Raw genomic sequence first — 17283 nt, 5'->3', positions numbered from 1 at the left:
CGGCAGAGTAGAACCGTCCATGGCGGGTGTGGCTTTCCTGAAATGACGTCGATCGGCTTAAGCAACCAAATCATACGTTAAATCAGTGCTTTACGCCACATCCGCCAACCCGCGTGAATTTTCCGGGCTAGCTGCCGTGCTTGGGCAGTTCCGAGTTCAGGCCCTTCTTGCCGGACGACCACTTCTCAGTTGATGTCACCCTGATCGAAGCCTGGGCCAGCATGAAGAATTTTAAGCCCAGGGAGGGCGAGGTTTCGAACGGTGATGATGACGGCGCTTCAGGTGGGGGGGCGCAAGTGCGCAAGCCAAGGCCAGGAGACGCAACACGAGCGCGATTTTCGTGGTGAGAAGCGAACCAACGCTACCCACGCCTCCACCACCGATCCTGATGCCCGCTTGTTCAAGAAGGCACGCGGCCAGGCCGCGAGGCTGTGTCACATGGCCCATGTCCTGATGGAGAACCGGCACAGGCTGGTTGTCGATGCGACGCTCACTCACGCCACGGGCACGGCCGAACGGGAGGCGGCGCTGAGCATGCTTCCCGCATGAAGGGGCGCCATCGCATTACGCTGGCGGCGGACAAAGCCTACGATTGAGCCGAATTCGTCGCCGCCTTACGCGACATTGGCGTTACCCCACACGTCGCCCAGAGCAATGCCAACAGGCGATCCGCTATCGATGGACGCACCACCCGGCACCCGGGCTACGCCGTTTCGATGCGGATCGGGAAACGGATCGAAGAGGTCTTTGGCTGGGCCAAGACCAGCGGAAATCTACGCAAGACCCGGTATCGGGGGCAGGACTGCGTAGGATGCAACTTCACGCTGACCGCCGCGGCGTATAATCTGGTTCGTCTGCCAAAATTAAGGGCGAGGGCGTAGCTATGCGAGGAATCCGCCAAACGGCGGGTTCTGGCAGACCCCCGACTGTCACCAGATGCCGAATTCAGCTGTCGTCCCGCCCTGCGCCAGGACGACCTCCGCTTCACGCAGCTTGCCGATGATCTCTTCCGGCTTGTACCTCTTGCCCATTTCCAAACTCCTTCATGATCCAAAATAACAGAGATTTTGGACCACTCTGAAGGGGGCAGATCAGTTCAGTATTCTCGATCTTTTTGGGAGTGTCGCGTCATTGGCGCGGTATCGGATCACCACCCTTCATGGCGAAGGCAAGTATGACGAGCGAGAGGTGACGATGCCTGCCATGCGAACTCGTTTTGGATTGTCGCGAAGCTGTATTCGATTGCCCAGCGGTGAACTTCTACCGCGACAAGAGTTTTTATGTCGGTATCCGCCGGGCATCAGGTCGAGAAGGAGGCCAGATCACCGTCGCCGATGTTACGGCGGATCAGGTGGCCCGGATCCACGCGCCTCATCAACTGCGCAATTGTGATGGTAGACCGCGAAAGTCATCGGAAAGTCCGTGTCTTGGATGGGCGTCACCTCGTTCACGTCGAACACCTGATGCGGAACCGGCAAGGCATGATGGCTTTGCACCCGAACTGAGGAGACCGCCGTTCGCGAAGGCGGGTGAAGGCTTGCAGGATCTGTCTGATATCGGCGCGACGATGCTCGAAAAACTTGATACATAATGCATTATCTATACCGGTGAGGAATGACTGAAGGACACAGGCCTCTGGCTGGTAAGCGGGTGCTCGAACTCGGCACCATGATTGCGGCGCCGTTCGCGACGCATATCCTGGCGCAACTTGGCGCTGAGGTGATCAAAATCGAGCCGCCTGCGGGAGACACTACCCGGGCTCTCGTCCGGGGAGGCCCGTCAGGGACGATCGTCGCCTACAGTCACTCCAAGCAGGCGATCTGCCTCGATCTGACGACCTCTGGCGGCAAGGAGGTGTTCCTGCGCCTCGCAGCCACCGCAGACGTGGTGATCCACAATCTCGCGCCCTCCGCAGCGCGTAAGCTGGGGATCACCGCAGACGACTGCCTGGCGGTGAACCCGGCCATCGTCCACGTCCATATCAAGGGCTACACTCACGGGCCTCAGGCCGACGATCTGATGACCAACCCGATTGCCGAAGCGGCAACGGGGGCTATGGACGATCACCGGGTCGACGATCGCCCGACCCGTTTCGGGCCGTCCTACCATGACCAGTTCGCCGGCACTTATGCGGTTATTCGCGTACTTTCGACGATGCTTGACCCCAACGCGAGCGAGGCTGACCGGCGCATCGAAATTGGCCTCTACGAAACCGGCCTGCATCTTGCGGCGCGTGATCTCGCGGGGATGCAGTTGAAGACCCAGCTGCTCGGCCGGCTGGAGAAGGAAGGCGGCGGCGAGTTCTCGATGCCGGGCTACGGCTCGTACCTGAGTTCTGACGGCCGGTGGATTTACCTGTTGATCCTGACCGACACGCACTGGGCGAAACTGACAAAGGCGCTCGAAATGCCCGAGGACGGGAACGCCGAGTACGCCAAGCTGCGGGATCGGAAGAAGGCGCGAAATGTGGTCGAGACTGCGATACGCGAGGCGGTTGCCCTTCATACATTCGAAGATCTCGAAGCACGGCTTCGCGCCGCGGGACTGGGGTTCAACGAGGTCATGCCGCTTGAACGTGTCCTCGAAAAACCGCAAGCTCGGCAGCCGGGCAAGCTGCGCGACGTGGACTTTCGCGGCCTGAAGTTCGAGGTGCCCGAATTCCCCGGTGCGCGTGAGGTCGCCGCGAACCTCCCGCCGCCTGAGATCGGCGAGCATACCGAAAGCCTTCTCGATGAACTGGGTTACGACGCAGCAGCGATAGAGCATCTGTTGTCATCTGGGGCTGCCCGCGCGTATCAACCGGGTGACTTCGCCTGGGCGCCAGTGCGAGAAAAGGGATGATGAACCTGATGATGCAATATCGCACGAAGGAGGAGCAAGTAGCCGATTTCCTGCGTGAAGGCATCATCTCGGGCCGCATCCCGCGCGGTGCCCGGCTTAAGCAGCAGGAAATCGCGACGATGCTGAATACCAGCATCACCCCCGTGCGCGAGGCCCTCAAACTGTTGGCCGCTGAGGGCTACGTGCTGGGTGACAGCTTCCGGGGAGCGACTGTCGCCCCATTCGACATCGAGGCGTCCAGTGAGGTCCTGTCCTTGCGGATCCTGCTCGAAACGCAGCTTGTGCGCGGCGCAGTGGATAATGTGAAGACCGCTGACATCACCGACCTGCGGGTCATGGCGGCTGAATTTGCGAATGCTTCCGAGGCTGGCGACAATGAGGCGGCGCGTGCCGCCAATTACCGCTTTCACCACCGTATGTTCGAAATAGCGCGCATGCCCCAGACACTGCATTTCGTGCAGATCCTGTGGGCCCGCTATCCATTTGACCTCATCAACCGCCTGGAGGGCCGCGTTAGTCGCGCAGCCGAGGAGCACGATGACATGCTTGCAGCGTTGATTGCGGGCGACGGCGCAGCAGCCATGCTCGCCACGCGCCAACACATCGAAGCAGGGTTCCGTGAACTTCGCGATTCGGTCTCGCAGGCCGCCAAACCGCAAGGATAGGCTCATGAAAAAGACGCTGTTTCTCATCATGGACATGATGAACGACCTGGTGGCCGCCGATGGCTTCAGCGCCAAGAGCTACGGCGTCCAGGTCGCAGAGCGAGGGATTCTCGAGAACACTGCCGCTGCCATCGCTGCCGCGCGCGGGGCGGGCGCACAAATCGGCTTTGTCCGCGTGGCGTTTTCGCCCGATTACCGCGAAGCACCTGAAAATTCACCGATCTTTTCCGGCGCCCGGAAGAACGGAATATTCAAGATCGGGACCTGGGGGACCGAAATCCACTCCGCAGTGGCCCCGCGGGCGAACGATTTTGATATCGTAAAGCACCGCGTCAGCCCGTTTTACGCCACCCCGCTGGAGGCAATCCTGCGTGCCAATCGGATCGAGCGGATCGTGATGTGCGGCGTTTCGACCAATGGTGTCGTCCACTCCGGGGCCCGGGAAGCCCATGACCGCGACTACGAGGTCGTGATCCTGGAAGATTGCTGCGCGGGGGTCTCGGCGGACGAGCACAGGGATGCGATCGCCTGCCTTGGTCGCTATGCTTCCATTGTTCAGGGCAGCGCGTTCGCGTGGGCTGATTAGCCGTCCACGGCCGCACCCGAACGGCACCTGACCTTATTTAGCCGCTACTGATATCGATCTCGGCATTTCAGCCAGGTCGCCTGGAATCATGTCCGCAGCCCGCGTTCTGGATCACGGGGGCGATACCGTACAGCTACGCCGGCCGTCAGGTAGACACCGTGCCGGCATCAAAATAATGCATCATCCATTAAATGAGTAATTGGCGAGGCGAGCGATCCACGAGGGATGGCGCGCGCCGCCCATGAGGAGCCCAGCGATGACGGTGGATACCAAGGAACATGAAGTCGGTGCAGCGCCCGCCGAAGGAAAGATCACTCCCGAGTCGATCAAGGCTGCCGAAAACATGATCGGCATGCAGCTGCGTCCCGAAGGGCCGTATCTGCAGGACGTCACCGAAGACACGATCCGCAATTTCTGCAACGGCATCGGCGATCTCAATCCGCTCTACCGCGACCTTGAGGTCGGCCGCCTTACGCGCCATGGCTCGATGCTGGCACACCCGAATTTCCCGATGGCTTTCGGCTGGGTGGGCCGCACCCGTTGGGGCCTGCCTGGCGTTCACGGCTTTTATGCCGGGAACGACTGGGAGATGTTCCGCCAGATCCGCCCGGGTGACCGCCTGACTGCTATTGAGCGCGTCGTCGGCGTCGATGTGAAGGAAAGCCAGTTCTCCGGCACACTCGTCCTCCAATACGTCGAGGCCAGCTATTACAATCAGCGCGGAGAACTCGTTTCGCGTGCGCTGGGCACTTGCACCCGCCACGAGCGTAAGGCGGCTCGCGATGCCGGTAAATATGACGATATCAAGCAATCCGAATATACACCCGAAGAATTCGAGCACATCGACCAGACGATCCTCAACGAGGAAAAGAACATGCGCGGCGGCAACGTGCGCTATTGGGAAGAAGTTCAGGAAGGCGAAAAGCTTCCCGAGATCGTTCGCGGTCCGCTCAGCCTTATGGACACGATGGGCTTCCTCGTCGGTTGCGGCCGCGGTCACACCCACGGCGTGATCTTCAAGAACGCCGTCAAGCATCCGGGCCACTTCTTCCGCAATCCGGAGGCCGGCGGCGGCATCGAATACACCGGCATTGGCCACCACCGCGAATCGACCGCGAAGGAAGTGGGCGTGCCCGGCGTCTATGATTATGGCCCGCAGCGTTCGGCCTGGATGGCCAGCCTCGTTACCAACTGGATGGGTGATGCCGGCTTCCTCAAGCGCATCCGCACCCGCATGAGCCGCTTCAACACGATGGGCGACTGCACCTGGGCGCGCGGCACCGTGACGCGCAAGTATATCAAGGACGGCCATGCTCTGGTCGACATCGAGATCAAGGGCGAGAACCAGCGCGGTGAACTGACCACGCCGGGTCTGGCGACGGTCGTGCTGCCTTCGCTCGATCCGCAGATCAAGGTGTTCGTGGACGGCTCGAATCTCGACCTAGAACTGCCGGTCGTTCGCTGAGGCAATGACGGTGAGCGGGGCAGTGACGGAAGACCGGCGCGGGCCGTTAGCGGCTTTCAGGATTGTCGCTATCGCCAATGGCGTGGCGGCGGCCTATGCCGCCCGGATGCTGGGGGCGATGGGCGCGAAGGTCCTGCTCATCGAGCCTGTCGGCGGTTCGCCGCTGCGCCGCGAACCTCCGTTCCTGCCCAGCGAACACGGTGCCAAAGCGAGCGAGCAAAGCGCGCTCTTTGCCTATCTCGCGGCAGGAATGGACAGCGAGGTGATCGACCTTTCCTCGGCGCCCGGACCTGAAACGCTGGCGCTGCGGCTGGCAGGGGCGGATATCTTTATCGACGATACCCCGGTCCCCGAGCGTGCCGCTTTCGGCACCGATGAAGCGGCTGTCGCTGCGCTTTTTCCGGGGCTTGTCCACGTCTCGGTCCTGTCCTTCGGTGCCTATGGTCCCAAGGCAGACTGGAAGGGCGAGGACGTGGTTATCCAGCACGCCGGCGGTGAGGGCAACCTTTTGCCCAACGGGCTTGCGGTGGAGATGTTTCCCGATCGCGCGCCGCTCAAGATCGGCGGGCATTTCGGGGCGATGCAAGGCGGGATTGCGGCAGCGCTCGGGGCGCTGGCAGCGCTCTGGGCACGGCCGGATGCCGGTGGGCAGGCGGTGGACGTGTCGAGCCAGGATGCGATGCTCGCGGTCGGCGCCTTCGCCATTCAGCGTCTGGGCGACGGGTCGATCGAGCACCGCGTGGAGCGCAGTTTCCGTTACGGCGGGGTGATCCCGTGTGCGGATGGCTACCTGGAACTGCTGACCCTGGAACAGCGCCAGTGGGATGGCCTCGTCGAATTGCTGGGCCGGCCGGAATGGGCGCTCGATCCGGCGCTGGGCGGCAATATCGAACGCAGCCGCAGGGGGCCGGAGATCAACCGTCATATTCGCGAATGGGCGCTGGTGCGCCGCGTCGACGACATCGTCAGCGCGGGCCAGAAGCTGGGCGTTCCGTTGGCGCGCTACAAGACCCCTGCTGAAATCCTGGGCGGCGGGCAGGAGGCCCATCGCGGGCTGTTCCAGCGCGTTGAGGTGGAGGGACCGGGATCGCTCGGCGTGCTGGTTTCGCCATTTCATTTCGAAGGCCGGGCGTTGGCCTTGCGCGCCGGACCGCCGGTGCTGGCGCATTGCTCTGCGCCGCTGGCAGTGGGAAGCTGAACACAATGGCTAAGCCGCTTGCAGGCATCCGTATTGCCGACTTCACTGTCCATAATGCCGGGCCGTTCTGTACGCACCTGCTCTCGCAATTGGGCGCAGAAGTCATCAAAATCGAGAGCGCGATGCGTCCTGACGCGTTCCGAAAGCCGCATCCCGTCTATGGCCGCGAAGGCCCTGCGACCTTCGATCAGGTTGCCTCCAACAAGCTGTCGGTGCGGATCAATCTCAAGAAGCCCGAAGGCGTGGCATTGGCCAAGCGGATCGTCGCGGCGAGCGATGTCGCTACCGAGAGCTTTCGGCCGGGCGTGATGGACCGGCTTGGGCTGGGCTATGATGCGCTCCGGGCAGTGCGCGAGGATATCGTGATGCTCTCCGTATCTTCTTCGGGGCAGGGCGGGCCGGATTCACACTTTGCAGGTTACGCGCCGCTGTTCGGGGCCTGGGGAGGCTTAGGCGAGCTGACCGGTTATGCCGATGGCCCGCCGGTCGAGATCCGCCATGTCATGGACCATACCGTCGGCATGAATGCGGCCGTTGCGCTGATGGCAGCGCTGCACCGTCGGCGTGAAACGGGGCAAGGCGGTCAGGTTGACGTTGCTGCGCGCGAAGTCGCGGCGTCGCTGGTGGGTGATATGCTGCTGCTCGCTGCTGCCGGCGGCGCGCCCGCGCGTATGGGCAACGCCCACGCCCGTATGGCCCCGCACGGCGTCTACGCTGCGAAGGGCGAGGATCGCTGGCTGGCGCTGGAGGTCGACGGCGACCGCGAATGGTGCGCACTGGCCGCGCTGATGGGCGTAGCCGAACTCGCCACCGATCCGCGCTTTGCCAACGAGAATGCGCGGCGACTTCACCGCGAACAGCTCGATGCACTCGTTACGCAGTGGAGTTGCGGGCTAGAGGCCGATGAGTCAGCCGCGCTGCTCCAGCAGGCGGGTATCGGCGCCCACGCATCGTGGACGACCCCGGAGATTGCCGCCGATGCACATTTGCGGTCGCGCGGCGCGATCGTCGAGGTGGCCGAGCCTGACGGCAAATTGCGGGCCGCCGTCGGAGTGCCGATGCGGCTGTCAAAGGGGGCCGAGATCGGAATCGACAAGGGCACGCCGGCACTCGGCGAACACGAGGACTACGTCTACGGTGAACTGCTCGGGCTGGGACGCGAGGAGCGCCGCAGCCTCGAAGAGGCGCAGGTCATACACTAGATTCCGTAGTATAGCGGGCGAAGAGGAAGTTTGAACGGATGAGCGAGAAATCACCTTCTCTGGGTTTCATCGGCCTTGGCGTGATGGGCAGCGGCATGTGCGCCAACGCGGTGAAGAAGCATGCCGGCACTCTCCATGCGTTCGACATGAACCCGAAGGCGCTGGCGCTCCAGGTCAATGGTGGAGCGCTCGCCGCTGCCTCGGTGGCCGGGGTCGCGCAGGCTGCGCAGGTGATCTTTCTCTCGCTGCCCGGCGGCAAGCAAGTGCGCAGTGTATGCGAGGAGATCGCCTCCCATGCCGCGCCGGGCGCCGTGGTCGTCGATCTCTCTACCACCAGCGTCGCTGAATCTCGCGAGATCGCAGCGATGTTGGGGCTCAAGGACATTGCCTTCGCGGACGCGCCTGTCGCGCGTACGCGGCAGGCGGCGATCGATGGAACATTGTCGATCATGGTCGGTGCCGATGCAGCGCTGTTTGCCCGGATCGAACCCATGCTGCGCTACATGGGTTCGGACGTGACCCTGTGCGGCGAAACCGGCTGCGGACAGGTAGTCAAGCTCATCAACAACACCCTGCTGTTCGAGCAGGTCGCCGCGCTTGCCGAGATGTTCGTCGTGGCTGAGCGCGCGGGGGTTGCACCAGCGAAGCTGGTTGAGGCGGTCTCGCTCGGCTCGGGCGACAGCTTTGCGCTGAGGAACCATGGGCTGAAGGCGATGGTCCCGCGTGTCTTCCCTGAGAAGGCATTCCCGATGCCCTATGCGCTGAAAGACCTCGGCTACACCATCGAACTGGCCGAGCAGGTCGGCGTGGAGCCGCGCCTGCCTCGAATGGCCGCCGAATTCTACCAGGCCGCGATCGATGCCGGGCTGGGCGACAACTATTTCCCCGGGATCATCGAAGTGGTCGACCGCGCGTAGTCGGGACGTTGCCGCCAGCAAATTGGGAGAGAAAGCGTGCAGGAACACAAGCTGAAATACCGGGTGGTAACCGACGGCCTGCTGTTTCCCGAAGGACCGATCGCGATGCGCGATGGTTCGGTGCTGGTGGTCGAGATCAAGGGTGGACGGCTCATCCGTGTGCTGCCGGACGGTAAGAAAGAAATCGTCGCGCAGCTTGGCGGCGGGCCCAACGGGGCGGCCATCGGGCCGGACGGCGCCTGCTACGTGTGCAACAATGGCGGCTTCCACTGGATCACCGAGGATATTCTGGAGACCCGGGGGTACATTCGGCCGCACGGTCGCGCGCACGACTATGTAGGCGGCTCGATTCAGCGCGTCGATCTCGTGACAGGCGATGTAACGACGCTCTACACGCACTGCGACGGCACGCCGATCATGGGCCCCAACGACATCGTCTTCGATACGCAAGGGGACATGTGGTTCACCGATCACGGCAAGACCTATGGCCGGACGATTGATAGCGGCGCGGTTTACCACGCGGCGGCGGACGGCTCGTGGATACGTCAGGCGATCTTCCCGATCCTGACACCCAACGGCGCCGGCCTCTCGCCGGATGAGAAGACCCTTTACGTGTCCGAGACTGAGACCGGCCGTTTGTGGCGGTGGCCGATAACCGGGCGCGGATTGGTGGAGAAGCTGGCGTGGCCTTCACCCAACGGCGGCACGATGCACGGGCAGGCAAGCGGCTACCAGCGCTTCGATTCGATGGCGCTCGAGGCGAACGGAAACATCTGTGTGGGCACGCTGGTCACGGGCGGCATCACCGTCTTTTCGCCGGAGGGCGAGAAGCTGGAATACTGGCAGGGGCCTGAGCCCTATTGTACCAATATCGCCTTCGGCGGCCCGGACATGAAGACCGCCTACATCACCGTCTCGGGCAAGGGCCTTCTTATCGCGGTCGACTGGCCGCGTGCCGGTCTGCCTCTGCTGCATCAGCGAGGCTGACCCATGCACTCGCCGCAGTCTTCCACTCCCCTTCGTGCCAAACGACGCATCCTTGCGGCCGCGCTGATGGGCACGGCGGTCGAGTTCTACGATTTCTTCATCTACGGCACTGCTGCGGCGCTGGTTTTCGGCCCGCTGTTCTTCCCTGCGCAATCCGCCGCCGCGCAGACCTTGTTGGCCTTCGCCAGCTTCGGCCTGGCGTTTTTCGCGCGCCCTATCGGTGCCATCGCTTTCGGGCACTTTGGTGACCGCATCGGGCGCAAGTCCACGCTGGTCGCCTCGCTGCTGACGATGGGCCTGTCGACCTTCGCCATAGCCATGCTGCCTACTTACGCGGTCGCTGGCTGGCTGGCCCCGGCGCTGCTGTGCCTGATGCGCTTTGGGCAGGGTTTCGGCCTTGGCGGGGAATGGGGCGGCGCCGCGCTGCTGACGGCCGAACATGCGCCGCCGGGTTGGGAGGGGCGCTTCGTTTCCATCATGCAACTTGGCTCGCCGATAGGCTTTTTTGCGGCCAACGGGGTGTTCCTGCTGCTGGGGCTCTCGCTCGACGAAAGCCAGTTCATGGCATGGGGCTGGCGCATTCCATTCATCGGCAGCGCGGTTCTCGTCGGCTTGGGTCTGTGGATGCGTCTCAAGATTGAGGAAACCCCGCAATTCCGCGATGCCGTCCGGCACCATGAGCCGGTTCGTCTTCCCTTTGTCGAGATCGTGTCTCGCCATCGTAGCCAACTGGCAGCTGGAGCAGCGGGCGTGGTCGCGACGTTTGCCGTATTCTACCTTGCCACATCGTTTGCGTTGGCGCTCGCCGTCGATGCGCTGGGCATCCCTCGCGAAACGATGCTCATTCTGCAACTGGTGGCTAACTGCTTTTATGTCGCGGGCATCCTCATCGCCGGGCGGCTTGCGGATCGCATCGGATCCCGGCTGGTGCTGGCAGGGGGAGCTGCCGCTACGGTTGCGCTGGGTTTTGTCTTCGAGGCAGGCCTGCGCTCGGGCTCGCTGCTCCTTGCCGGTATCACGCTGAGCCTGGCGATGCTGATACTCGGGTTTAACAACGGACCGCTCGGTAGCTGGCTCGCTGGGTTGTTTCCGGTCCGCTCGCGGTACACCGGAGTCTCGCTTGCATTTAATCTCGGCGGCATCCTGGGCGGCGCGGTGGTGCCCTTTCTCGCGCAGTTGATGGTGGTCCGGGGCGCGTCGCACACAACCGGCGTGCTGCTATTGATTGCCGGGCTGGCCACGCTGGGCGGAACTCTTTTCGGCAGGGCAAAGTTCTCGCCGCATCTCGAACAAGGACAGACCGCGTGAGCGCATTCGAAGAGTGGATTGGCCGCAGCCAGGCCGTAACCGACATCCTGAACCCCGCACGCAGCAACGCGCTCGACGTGGCTCTGGGAGGGGAGGGCACGCTGGATGTCGGCGACCCGATGCCGTTGCTCGATCATTGGCTGCACTTCTGGGACGTCAAGCCGCCAGCCGGGCTGGGCGCTGACGGACACCCCGCCAAGGGCGGCTTTCTGCCACCCGTGGCACTGCCCCGCCGGATGTGGGCCGGGGGGCGACTGACCTTCCACAAACAGCTTCTTCTGGGCCAGCGTGTTACGCGCACCTCGACGATCACCGCCGTTACCGAGAAGACTGGACGCAGCGGCACGCTGGTTTTCGTGACCGTGCGCCACGATCTCGACGCGGGCAGCGGGATTGCCGTCAGCGAGGAGCAGGATCTGGTCTACCGCGATCCCGCGCCGGGCGTCTTGCCGATGCCGGTCGCCGTGCCGGCGCCCAGCGCCCCCTGGCTCGAGCGGGTAGAGCCCGACACCGTGCTACTGTTCCGCTACTCTGCGCTAACCATGAACGGCCACCGCATTCATTATGACCGGCCCTATGCGATGGGCGAAGAAAGCTACCCGGCGCTGGTTGTCCATGGCCCGCTGCAGGCTGCGCTGCTGATCCGGCTGGCGGCGAAAAACCTGGGAAAACCGATCGGTGGCTTCGAGTTCCGTGGGCAGCAGCCCGCGTTCGACGGCGTTCCGCTGCATGTGTGCGGCGAACCGGATGCCGATGGCGCGCAGCTCTGGACCCAGCAGGGCGATGCGCGCAACATGGTCGCCACCGTCCGGGCGGCGGCATGAGAACGGCGGCCCGCAGCCTCCCGTTCACATCGGCCTCCCGCCCGGATTTTGCCCGGGCCGCCATAGTCAATGCATCCGCAGCAGGCGGACTATTGGCGATCGACCCGCCGTTTTTCGCGATCGACCTGCCAGACGCCTTTCGCACGGAATGCGGAGAAGGACGCGCGGCCGGCTTTCACGGCAAGGCTGCAATCCACCCCTCGCAACTCGCCGCCATCGATGAAAGTTACGCGCCGACCGAGGCGGAACGGGCGCAGGCCCGCCGCATCCTTCCGGCAGCGCCCGAAGGTGTGGGCGTCCTCCACGGCAAAACGGTCGGCGTAGCAATGGTGCGCTGGGCGCGGCGCCTGGCTTGACCGGCTGACATGGAATCAGGCGCTGCTGCCAACGCGGTCAGCGCATTGGAGAATATGATGACCCAGACTTACCAGCTCTTCATTGATGGCCAGTGGCGGCCGGCATCCGACGGTGCGACACTGCCCGCGACCAACCCTTATGACCAGTCAGTCCACGCTTACATCGCGGTCGCCACTGCCGATGACGTCGACGCGGCGGTCGGTGCGGCGCGGCGTGCCTATGACACGGTGTGGAGCAGGACAACTCCGGGTGAGCGGGCAAAGCTGTTGAACAAGGTCGCCGATCTTTTGGATGCCGATGCTGACCGCATGGCGCTGCTGGAGACGACCGACAACGGCAAGGTCATCCGCGAGACGCACAACCAGATGGGTTACGCGGCGCGGATCTTCCGCTACTATTCGGGCTGGGCGGACAAGATGCATGGGGATGTCGTACCGCTTGACCAGAAGGACACGCTCGAAATGACGATGCGCGTGCCTTACGGCGTGATCGGGGCGATTACGGCTTGGAACTCGCCGATAGCGATCTTGACCAACACGCTTCCTGCGGCGCTCGCAGCGGGCAACTGCGTGATCCTGAAGCCCTCCGAACATGCCTCGACCACGACGCTGGAAATCGCCCGGATGGTCGAGAAGGCGGGTTTCCCCGCCGGCGTCGTGAGCGTGGTCACCGGCGAGGCGGAGACGGGCAGGGCGCTTACCAGCCATCCCGGCGTAGACAAGATCAGCTTCACCGGCAGTCCCGGCGTGGGCCGGGCCATTGCTTCGGCGGCCGGCGCGAACCTCAAGCCGCTGACGATGGAACTGGGCGGAAAATCACCCAATATCGTGTTCGACGATGCCGACTTCGACCGCGCACTGATCGGCGCGCTGGCGGGCATCTTCGGGGCGACGGGGCAGACATGCATCGCCGGTTCGCGCCTGCTCGTCCAGCGCGGTATCTACGACCGTATGGTCGAGGGGCTGGCGGCGCGCGCGAAGCAGATCCGCATGGGCGATCCGCGCCTGCCCGAAACCGAGATGGGCACCGCCGCCAACGAGCCGCAGTTCAATCGCATCCTTTCGTTCGTGGATGCCGCCAAGGGAGATGGCGCAAGGCTGATCACAGGGGGCGGGAGGGCGCTAGGGCCGGGTCTGGAGAAGGGCTTCTTCATCGAGCCGACTATCTTCGCCGACGTGCGGAACGACATGAAAGTGGCCGCCGAGGAAATATTCGGGCCGGTACTCTCGATCATCCCCTTCTCGGACGAGGAGGAGGCGGTCGCCATTGCCAACGACACGCCTTATGGCCTCGCCAGCGGGGTGTGGTCGGAAAGCATCTCGCGGTGCATGCGCATGACCCGCGCGATCAACAGCGGAGTCGTCTGGGTCAACACCTACCGCGTCGCCGCTCCGCAGGCTCCATTCGGCGGGATGAAGGATTCCGGTTACGGGCGCGTGCGCGGCGAGGCCGGCATCCTTGAGTTCACCCAGACCAAGAGCGTTTTCATCGACTTCTCGGGAGACCGCCGCGATCCGTTCTCGATGAAGTTCTGAGAGTTTCGTGCCGGACCGCAGCTTCGTTGTTTCTTTCTACGTCAAGGCGTGGCGCGGTTCTGGCGTGAGGGCGTGCGTTACTGAGGGTCTGCTCGAACCGGGCAATACCGGGTCCACCGTGACGGGCTGCTCGCTCGCCATCAGGGCGCGTGCTTCTGCCGTCGTCTCTACCGCAGGGGGCGATCCGCGCAGCGGCATACCGGCGGTTTCGCGTACCGTCAGCATCGTCAGAATGCCGATCGCCGCCGCAACCATGAGGTAATAGGCGGGGACAAGGGGGTCGCCCGTCGCCTCGACCAGCCATGCCGTAAACAGCGGGGTCGTGCCGCCGAACAGCGATACCGATACGTTGAAGGCGATCGACAGGCCGCTGTAGCGCACCGGCGTGTAGAACAGCGCCGGAAGCGTGGAGGGCATTGAACTGGTGAAGCACACCAGCGCCCCGCCAAGCAGCATCAGGCCGAGAAAGATCAGCCAGTTGTTGCCGGTTCCGATCAGGAGCAGGCAGGGGACGGCGAGAACCATCAGCGCGGCGCAGGCACCGATAATCATCGGTTTTCGGCCAATGCGGTCGCTGAATATGCCTCCGACGATGTTGAGCGGCATCATCACCAGCATGACCAGGATGATAAGCAGCAGCCCCTTGCTCTCTGCGTAGCCCATGGTGACGCTGAGATAGCTCGGCATGTACGTGAGTAGCATGTAGTCGGTGACGTTGAAGACCAGCACCAGTCCGACACATTTCAGCAGCTGGCGCCAGTGTACGCGGAACAGATCACCCAGCCGGGGGCGGTCGATCTCGCGCTTCTCTGCCTCTTCGGAATAGGCCTGGAACGCGGGCGTTTCCTCCAATTTGAGGCGCATGTAGAGGCCCAGCAGGCCCAGCGGTCCCGCGATCAGGAAGGGCAGGCGCCAACCCCAGGCGAGCATGTCCGCATCGCTCAGCGACATCTGCAGGGCGGTCACCGTACCAGCGCCGGCGATGTAGCCGCCAAGGGTTCCGAATTCCAGCCAGCTACCCATCAAGCCGCGTTTCTTGTCCGTCGAGTACTCGGCAATGAATGTCGCCGCACCGCCGTATTCACCGCCGGTAGAGAAGCCCTGCACCAGCCGCGCTGCCAGGAGCAGGGCCGGAGCGGCCATGCCGATGCTGTTGTAGCTGGGGATCAGTCCGATGGAGAATGTACCTACGGCCATCATGATCATGGTGAAGGCCAGCACCTTGTGGCGGCCGTAGCGGTCGCCCAGCGGGCCGAAGACGATCCCGCCCAGCGGACGTACCAGGAACGCGGCGGTAAATGTCGCCAGGGTCGCGATCAACTGTGCGGTAGGATTGCTGGCGGGAAAGAAGACCCGTCCCAGCGTGACGGCGATGTAGCCGTAGACGCCGAAGTCGAACCATTCCATCGCATTGCCGAGCGCTGCTGCGCCTACCGCTCGGTTGAGCGTCGAGCGGTCGACGACGGTTACGTCTTCGACCTTCATTTCGCGGCGACGTTTGAACCAGCCGAGATGCGCCTGAGGCGCTCGGATAGAGGACATGGATATCTCCGATTCCGCCGAAAGCAGGCGCGAAAAGCGCGCCGCGGCACTTGGCGGATAAGGCCGAATTTCGGCCGGCAATAACTGGCGATGCCAAATTTGGCATCTAGCGAATGTGCGCGGGCCATACACACAGATTGCAACAAAGGGGGAAGCAAGGGGCAGGCCGTGCAGGATGGGCGATGAGCCGCGGCAGGCAGGATAATGCGCAAGGCGGGCAAATGGTTCCGCCATGCGACATCGCGCGGCCGGCGAGGGCGATCTCGGCGGTGTCCCGGAATTGTCACGGCCAATGTCTAACGGCCCCTGGACGCATACTGGAGGGACACGGCCTTGACCTGGCTAAGGGACGTTGATCGCTGGTTTATCGAGGAAGTGTTGCCGCACAAGGTCGCCTTCAGGAAACACGCGGCACGTCTGGTCGCCCCGGCCGATGCGGAAGATCTTGTACAGGAAGCCTATGCCCGCGCCATCGAGGCATCTCACCACCGCGAGATCGACAGTCCGCGCGCTTTTGTCCTGACCATTATCCGCAACCTGGCATTCGAAAGACACCGCCGCGCATCAGTGGTAAGATTCGAGCATCTGGCCGACATGGGAGCGATGGATTTCGCCGACGGTGCGCCCGATCAGTTTGCGGTGGTATCGGGCCAGCTTGAACTTTCGCGGTTGATGGAACTGATGGAAAGTCTTCCCCCGCAGGCGCGCACCGTGGTGCAATTGCGTCGTTTTGAAGGCATGTTGCCAAAAGATATAGCGGTGAGGCTCGGTCTATCCGTCTCTACTGTTGAGAAGCATCTTGCCAAGGGGCTGGCCATTCTGGCTTTCGCGTTGCAGGACGCGCCCGCACACGCAAAGGGACCGACGATTTCAAGCCTATGGCAACGCCGCCGACAACAAAAGAATTGATGGAGGATGCTGCCGAATGGCTGGCTGCGATGGATGCAGGCACGGCCAGTCGGCAGGACTTCGAGGCGTGGCGTGCCGCCGATCCGAGGAGGGCGGTGGCGTTCGCGCAGGTCGTTGAAGCCTGCCAGCAGATTGACCGCCTGCGCGCGGTTCATGAGCGCACGCCTGCTCCACCGCCGCGCCTGAGCCGCCGTAACCTGTTGCGCGCCGGTGCCATCGCCGGCGGTACCGCCATCGCAGGCGGGTTCATAGCGGTAAGCGCGGCCGCGCGTGAACATGCCGCCACTGCCGTAGGGGAGCGCCGAACTCTCATCCTCGACGACGGCACCCGTATTGAGATGAACACCGACACCCGGATCAGCTGGCGCATCAAGGACGGCACGCGATCAATCTGGCTGGAGGCGGGCGAGATTGCGCTGGACGTGCGGGCGCCTGCGGGGGCGCGGCCCGATTTGCGTCTCTCCGCCAACGGGACAAATTTCCGTTTGCACAGCGGCGTGTTCAACGCGCGCCTGCAGCCGGAATCATTGGATCTGCTGGTTCTTTCCGGTCAGGCGGCGATGGAAGGCGGCGCGCGCCAGACCGTGAAGGCGGGTGCTGTCGCCCAGGTCATCGGCCGCAACGTCTCGATCCGCCCTGCCGAGGCTGTCGCTCTCGACCGCGCCCACAGCTGGAAGAACGGACAACTCGTCTTCGAAGGCGAAAGCCTTGATTTCGTGGTGGCAGAATTCAACCGCTACCTGACCGACAAGCTGCTGGTAGCCGATCCCAAACTGTCGCGCATCAGGCTGGGCGGGCGTTTTACCACCACCGATCCCAAGGACCTTCTCGCGGCTCTGCACGCCTCGTTCGGAGTTCACGCCCAGCGCAGCGAGAGCGGCGCGATCATGCTTACGGCAAGCTGAACAATTTTTTTGCACTGCGATAGCGGTAGTCCCGCTCCCGCC

15 protein-coding genes and 2 pseudogenes are annotated in these 17283 nt (G+C 63.3%); 15 read left to right on the top strand and 2 right to left on the bottom strand.

Annotation, left to right across the window (positions count from 1 at the left end):
* Window positions 1-161: 161 nt before the first annotated feature.
* Window positions 162-881 (top strand): annotated as a pseudogene (locus GVL61_RS23680) (IS5 family transposase); the annotation flags it as partial.
* A 210-nt stretch (window positions 882-1091) separates the two neighbouring features.
* Here the strand turns inward: GVL61_RS23680 and GVL61_RS23675 are convergent.
* Window positions 1092-1351, bottom strand: a pseudogene (locus GVL61_RS23675) (IS701 family transposase); the annotation flags it as partial.
* A 263-nt stretch (window positions 1352-1614) separates the two neighbouring features.
* On the opposite strand from GVL61_RS23675, the gene GVL61_RS23670 reads away from it, so the two are divergent.
* The 12 genes from GVL61_RS23670 to GVL61_RS23615 all read left to right on the top strand — a co-directional run bounded on the left by GVL61_RS23670 (window position 1615) and on the right by GVL61_RS23615 (window position 13885).
* Window positions 1615-2841 carry a CaiB/BaiF CoA-transferase family protein gene (locus tag GVL61_RS23670; protein WP_159983611.1) on the top strand — a complete coding sequence of 409 codons (1227 nt, stop codon included), beginning with the start codon at window positions 1615-1617 and terminating at the stop codon, window positions 2839-2841.
* Window positions 2841-3506 carry a GntR family transcriptional regulator gene (locus GVL61_RS23665; RefSeq protein WP_200844942.1) on the top strand — a complete coding sequence of 222 codons (666 nt, stop codon included), beginning with the start codon at window positions 2841-2843 and terminating at the stop codon, window positions 3504-3506. Before GVL61_RS23670 ends, GVL61_RS23665 begins: the two co-directional genes overlap by 1 nt.
* 4 nt (window positions 3507-3510) lie before the next feature.
* Entirely contained in the window at window positions 3511-4092 is a 582-nt protein-coding gene (locus GVL61_RS23660; protein ID WP_159983609.1) for a cysteine hydrolase family protein, read from the top strand.
* Between the two features lie 256 nt (window positions 4093-4348).
* The gene (locus GVL61_RS23655) at window positions 4349-5557 is read left to right on the top strand and encodes a MaoC family dehydratase N-terminal domain-containing protein (RefSeq protein WP_159983607.1); all 1209 of its coding nucleotides are present in this window, start codon (window positions 4349-4351) and stop codon (window positions 5555-5557) included.
* A 10-nt stretch (window positions 5558-5567) separates the two neighbouring features.
* The gene (locus tag GVL61_RS23650; RefSeq protein ID WP_200844943.1) at window positions 5568-6755 is read left to right on the top strand and encodes a CoA transferase; all 1188 of its coding nucleotides are present in this window, start codon (window positions 5568-5570) and stop codon (window positions 6753-6755) included.
* A gap of 5 nt (window positions 6756-6760) precedes the next feature.
* A complete protein-coding gene (locus GVL61_RS23645; RefSeq protein WP_159983603.1) occupies window positions 6761-7957 on the top strand; it encodes a CaiB/BaiF CoA-transferase family protein in 1197 nt (398 codons plus the stop codon).
* Between the two features lie 38 nt (window positions 7958-7995).
* Window positions 7996-8874, top strand: a complete 879-nt coding sequence (locus GVL61_RS23640) for an NAD(P)-dependent oxidoreductase (RefSeq protein ID WP_159983601.1) — start codon at window positions 7996-7998, stop codon at window positions 8872-8874.
* A 36-nt stretch (window positions 8875-8910) separates the two neighbouring features.
* On the top strand, window positions 8911-9861 hold the full coding sequence (locus GVL61_RS23635; RefSeq protein WP_235037878.1) for an SMP-30/gluconolactonase/LRE family protein: 951 nt from the start codon (window positions 8911-8913) through the stop codon (window positions 9859-9861).
* 3 nt (window positions 9862-9864) lie between these two features.
* Window positions 9865-11169: an MFS transporter gene (locus GVL61_RS23630; RefSeq protein ID WP_159983599.1), complete on the top strand. Its 1305-nt coding sequence runs from the start codon at window positions 9865-9867 to the stop codon at window positions 11167-11169.
* On the top strand, window positions 11166-11993 hold the full coding sequence (locus GVL61_RS23625) for a MaoC family dehydratase N-terminal domain-containing protein (protein ID WP_200844944.1): 828 nt from the start codon (window positions 11166-11168) through the stop codon (window positions 11991-11993). Before GVL61_RS23630 ends, GVL61_RS23625 begins: the two co-directional genes overlap by 4 nt.
* Window positions 11994-12085: 92 nt before the next feature.
* On the top strand, window positions 12086-12349 hold the full coding sequence (locus GVL61_RS23620) for an HpcH/HpaI aldolase/citrate lyase family protein (RefSeq protein WP_159983597.1): 264 nt from the start codon (window positions 12086-12088) through the stop codon (window positions 12347-12349).
* Between the two features lie 57 nt (window positions 12350-12406).
* The gene (locus GVL61_RS23615) at window positions 12407-13885 is read left to right on the top strand and encodes an aldehyde dehydrogenase (RefSeq protein WP_159983595.1); all 1479 of its coding nucleotides are present in this window, start codon (window positions 12407-12409) and stop codon (window positions 13883-13885) included.
* Window positions 13886-13921: 36 nt separating this feature from the next.
* Here GVL61_RS23615 and proP read toward each other — a convergent pair whose 3' ends face one another.
* Entirely contained in the window at window positions 13922-15427 is a 1506-nt protein-coding gene (proP, locus tag GVL61_RS23610) for a glycine betaine/L-proline transporter ProP (RefSeq protein ID WP_159983593.1), read from the bottom strand.
* Window positions 15428-15760: 333 nt separating this feature from the next.
* Here proP and GVL61_RS23605 point away from each other — a divergent pair, with 333 nt between their 5' ends.
* Both GVL61_RS23605 and GVL61_RS23600 read left to right on the top strand, forming a co-directional pair.
* Window positions 15761-16336, top strand: coding sequence for an RNA polymerase sigma factor (locus GVL61_RS23605; RefSeq protein ID WP_159983591.1), 576 nt, complete (start codon window positions 15761-15763; stop codon window positions 16334-16336).
* Entirely contained in the window at window positions 16336-17241 is a 906-nt protein-coding gene (locus GVL61_RS23600; RefSeq protein WP_159983613.1) for a FecR domain-containing protein, read from the top strand. The genes GVL61_RS23605 and GVL61_RS23600 overlap by 1 nt, the downstream gene beginning before the upstream one ends.
* Window positions 17242-17283 lie beyond the last annotated feature (42 nt).

Source organism: Novosphingobium sp. 18050 (assembly GCF_902706195.1).
Classification (GTDB): Bacteria; Pseudomonadota; Alphaproteobacteria; order Sphingomonadales; family Sphingomonadaceae; genus Novosphingobium.
Note: the sequence above shows the minus strand (reverse complement) of the source record. Positions and strands in the feature narration are given on the sequence as shown.

Excerpts from the sequence above, each read along its gene's own strand:
- GVL61_RS23670 (WP_159983611.1), top strand. The coding sequence starts at position 1,615 with ATGACTGAAGGACACAGGCCTCTGGCTGGTAAGCGGGTGCTCGAACTC.
- GVL61_RS23665 (WP_200844942.1), top strand. The coding sequence starts at position 2,841 with ATGAACCTGATGATGCAATATCGCACGAAGGAGGAGCAAGTAGCCGAT.
- GVL61_RS23660 (WP_159983609.1), top strand. The coding sequence starts at position 3,511 with ATGAAAAAGACGCTGTTTCTCATCATGGACATGATGAACGACCTGGTG.
- GVL61_RS23655 (WP_159983607.1), top strand. The coding sequence starts at position 4,349 with ATGACGGTGGATACCAAGGAACATGAAGTCGGTGCAGCGCCCGCCGAA.
- GVL61_RS23645 (WP_159983603.1), top strand. The coding sequence starts at position 6,761 with ATGGCTAAGCCGCTTGCAGGCATCCGTATTGCCGACTTCACTGTCCAT.
- GVL61_RS23640 (WP_159983601.1), top strand. The coding sequence starts at position 7,996 with ATGAGCGAGAAATCACCTTCTCTGGGTTTCATCGGCCTTGGCGTGATG.
- GVL61_RS23630 (WP_159983599.1), top strand. The coding sequence starts at position 9,865 with ATGCACTCGCCGCAGTCTTCCACTCCCCTTCGTGCCAAACGACGCATC.
- GVL61_RS23615 (WP_159983595.1), top strand. The coding sequence starts at position 12,407 with ATGACCCAGACTTACCAGCTCTTCATTGATGGCCAGTGGCGGCCGGCA.
- proP (WP_159983593.1), bottom strand. The coding sequence starts at position 15,427 with ATGTCCTCTATCCGAGCGCCTCAGGCGCATCTCGGCTGGTTCAAACGT.
- GVL61_RS23600 (WP_159983613.1), top strand. The coding sequence starts at position 16,336 with ATGGAGGATGCTGCCGAATGGCTGGCTGCGATGGATGCAGGCACGGCC.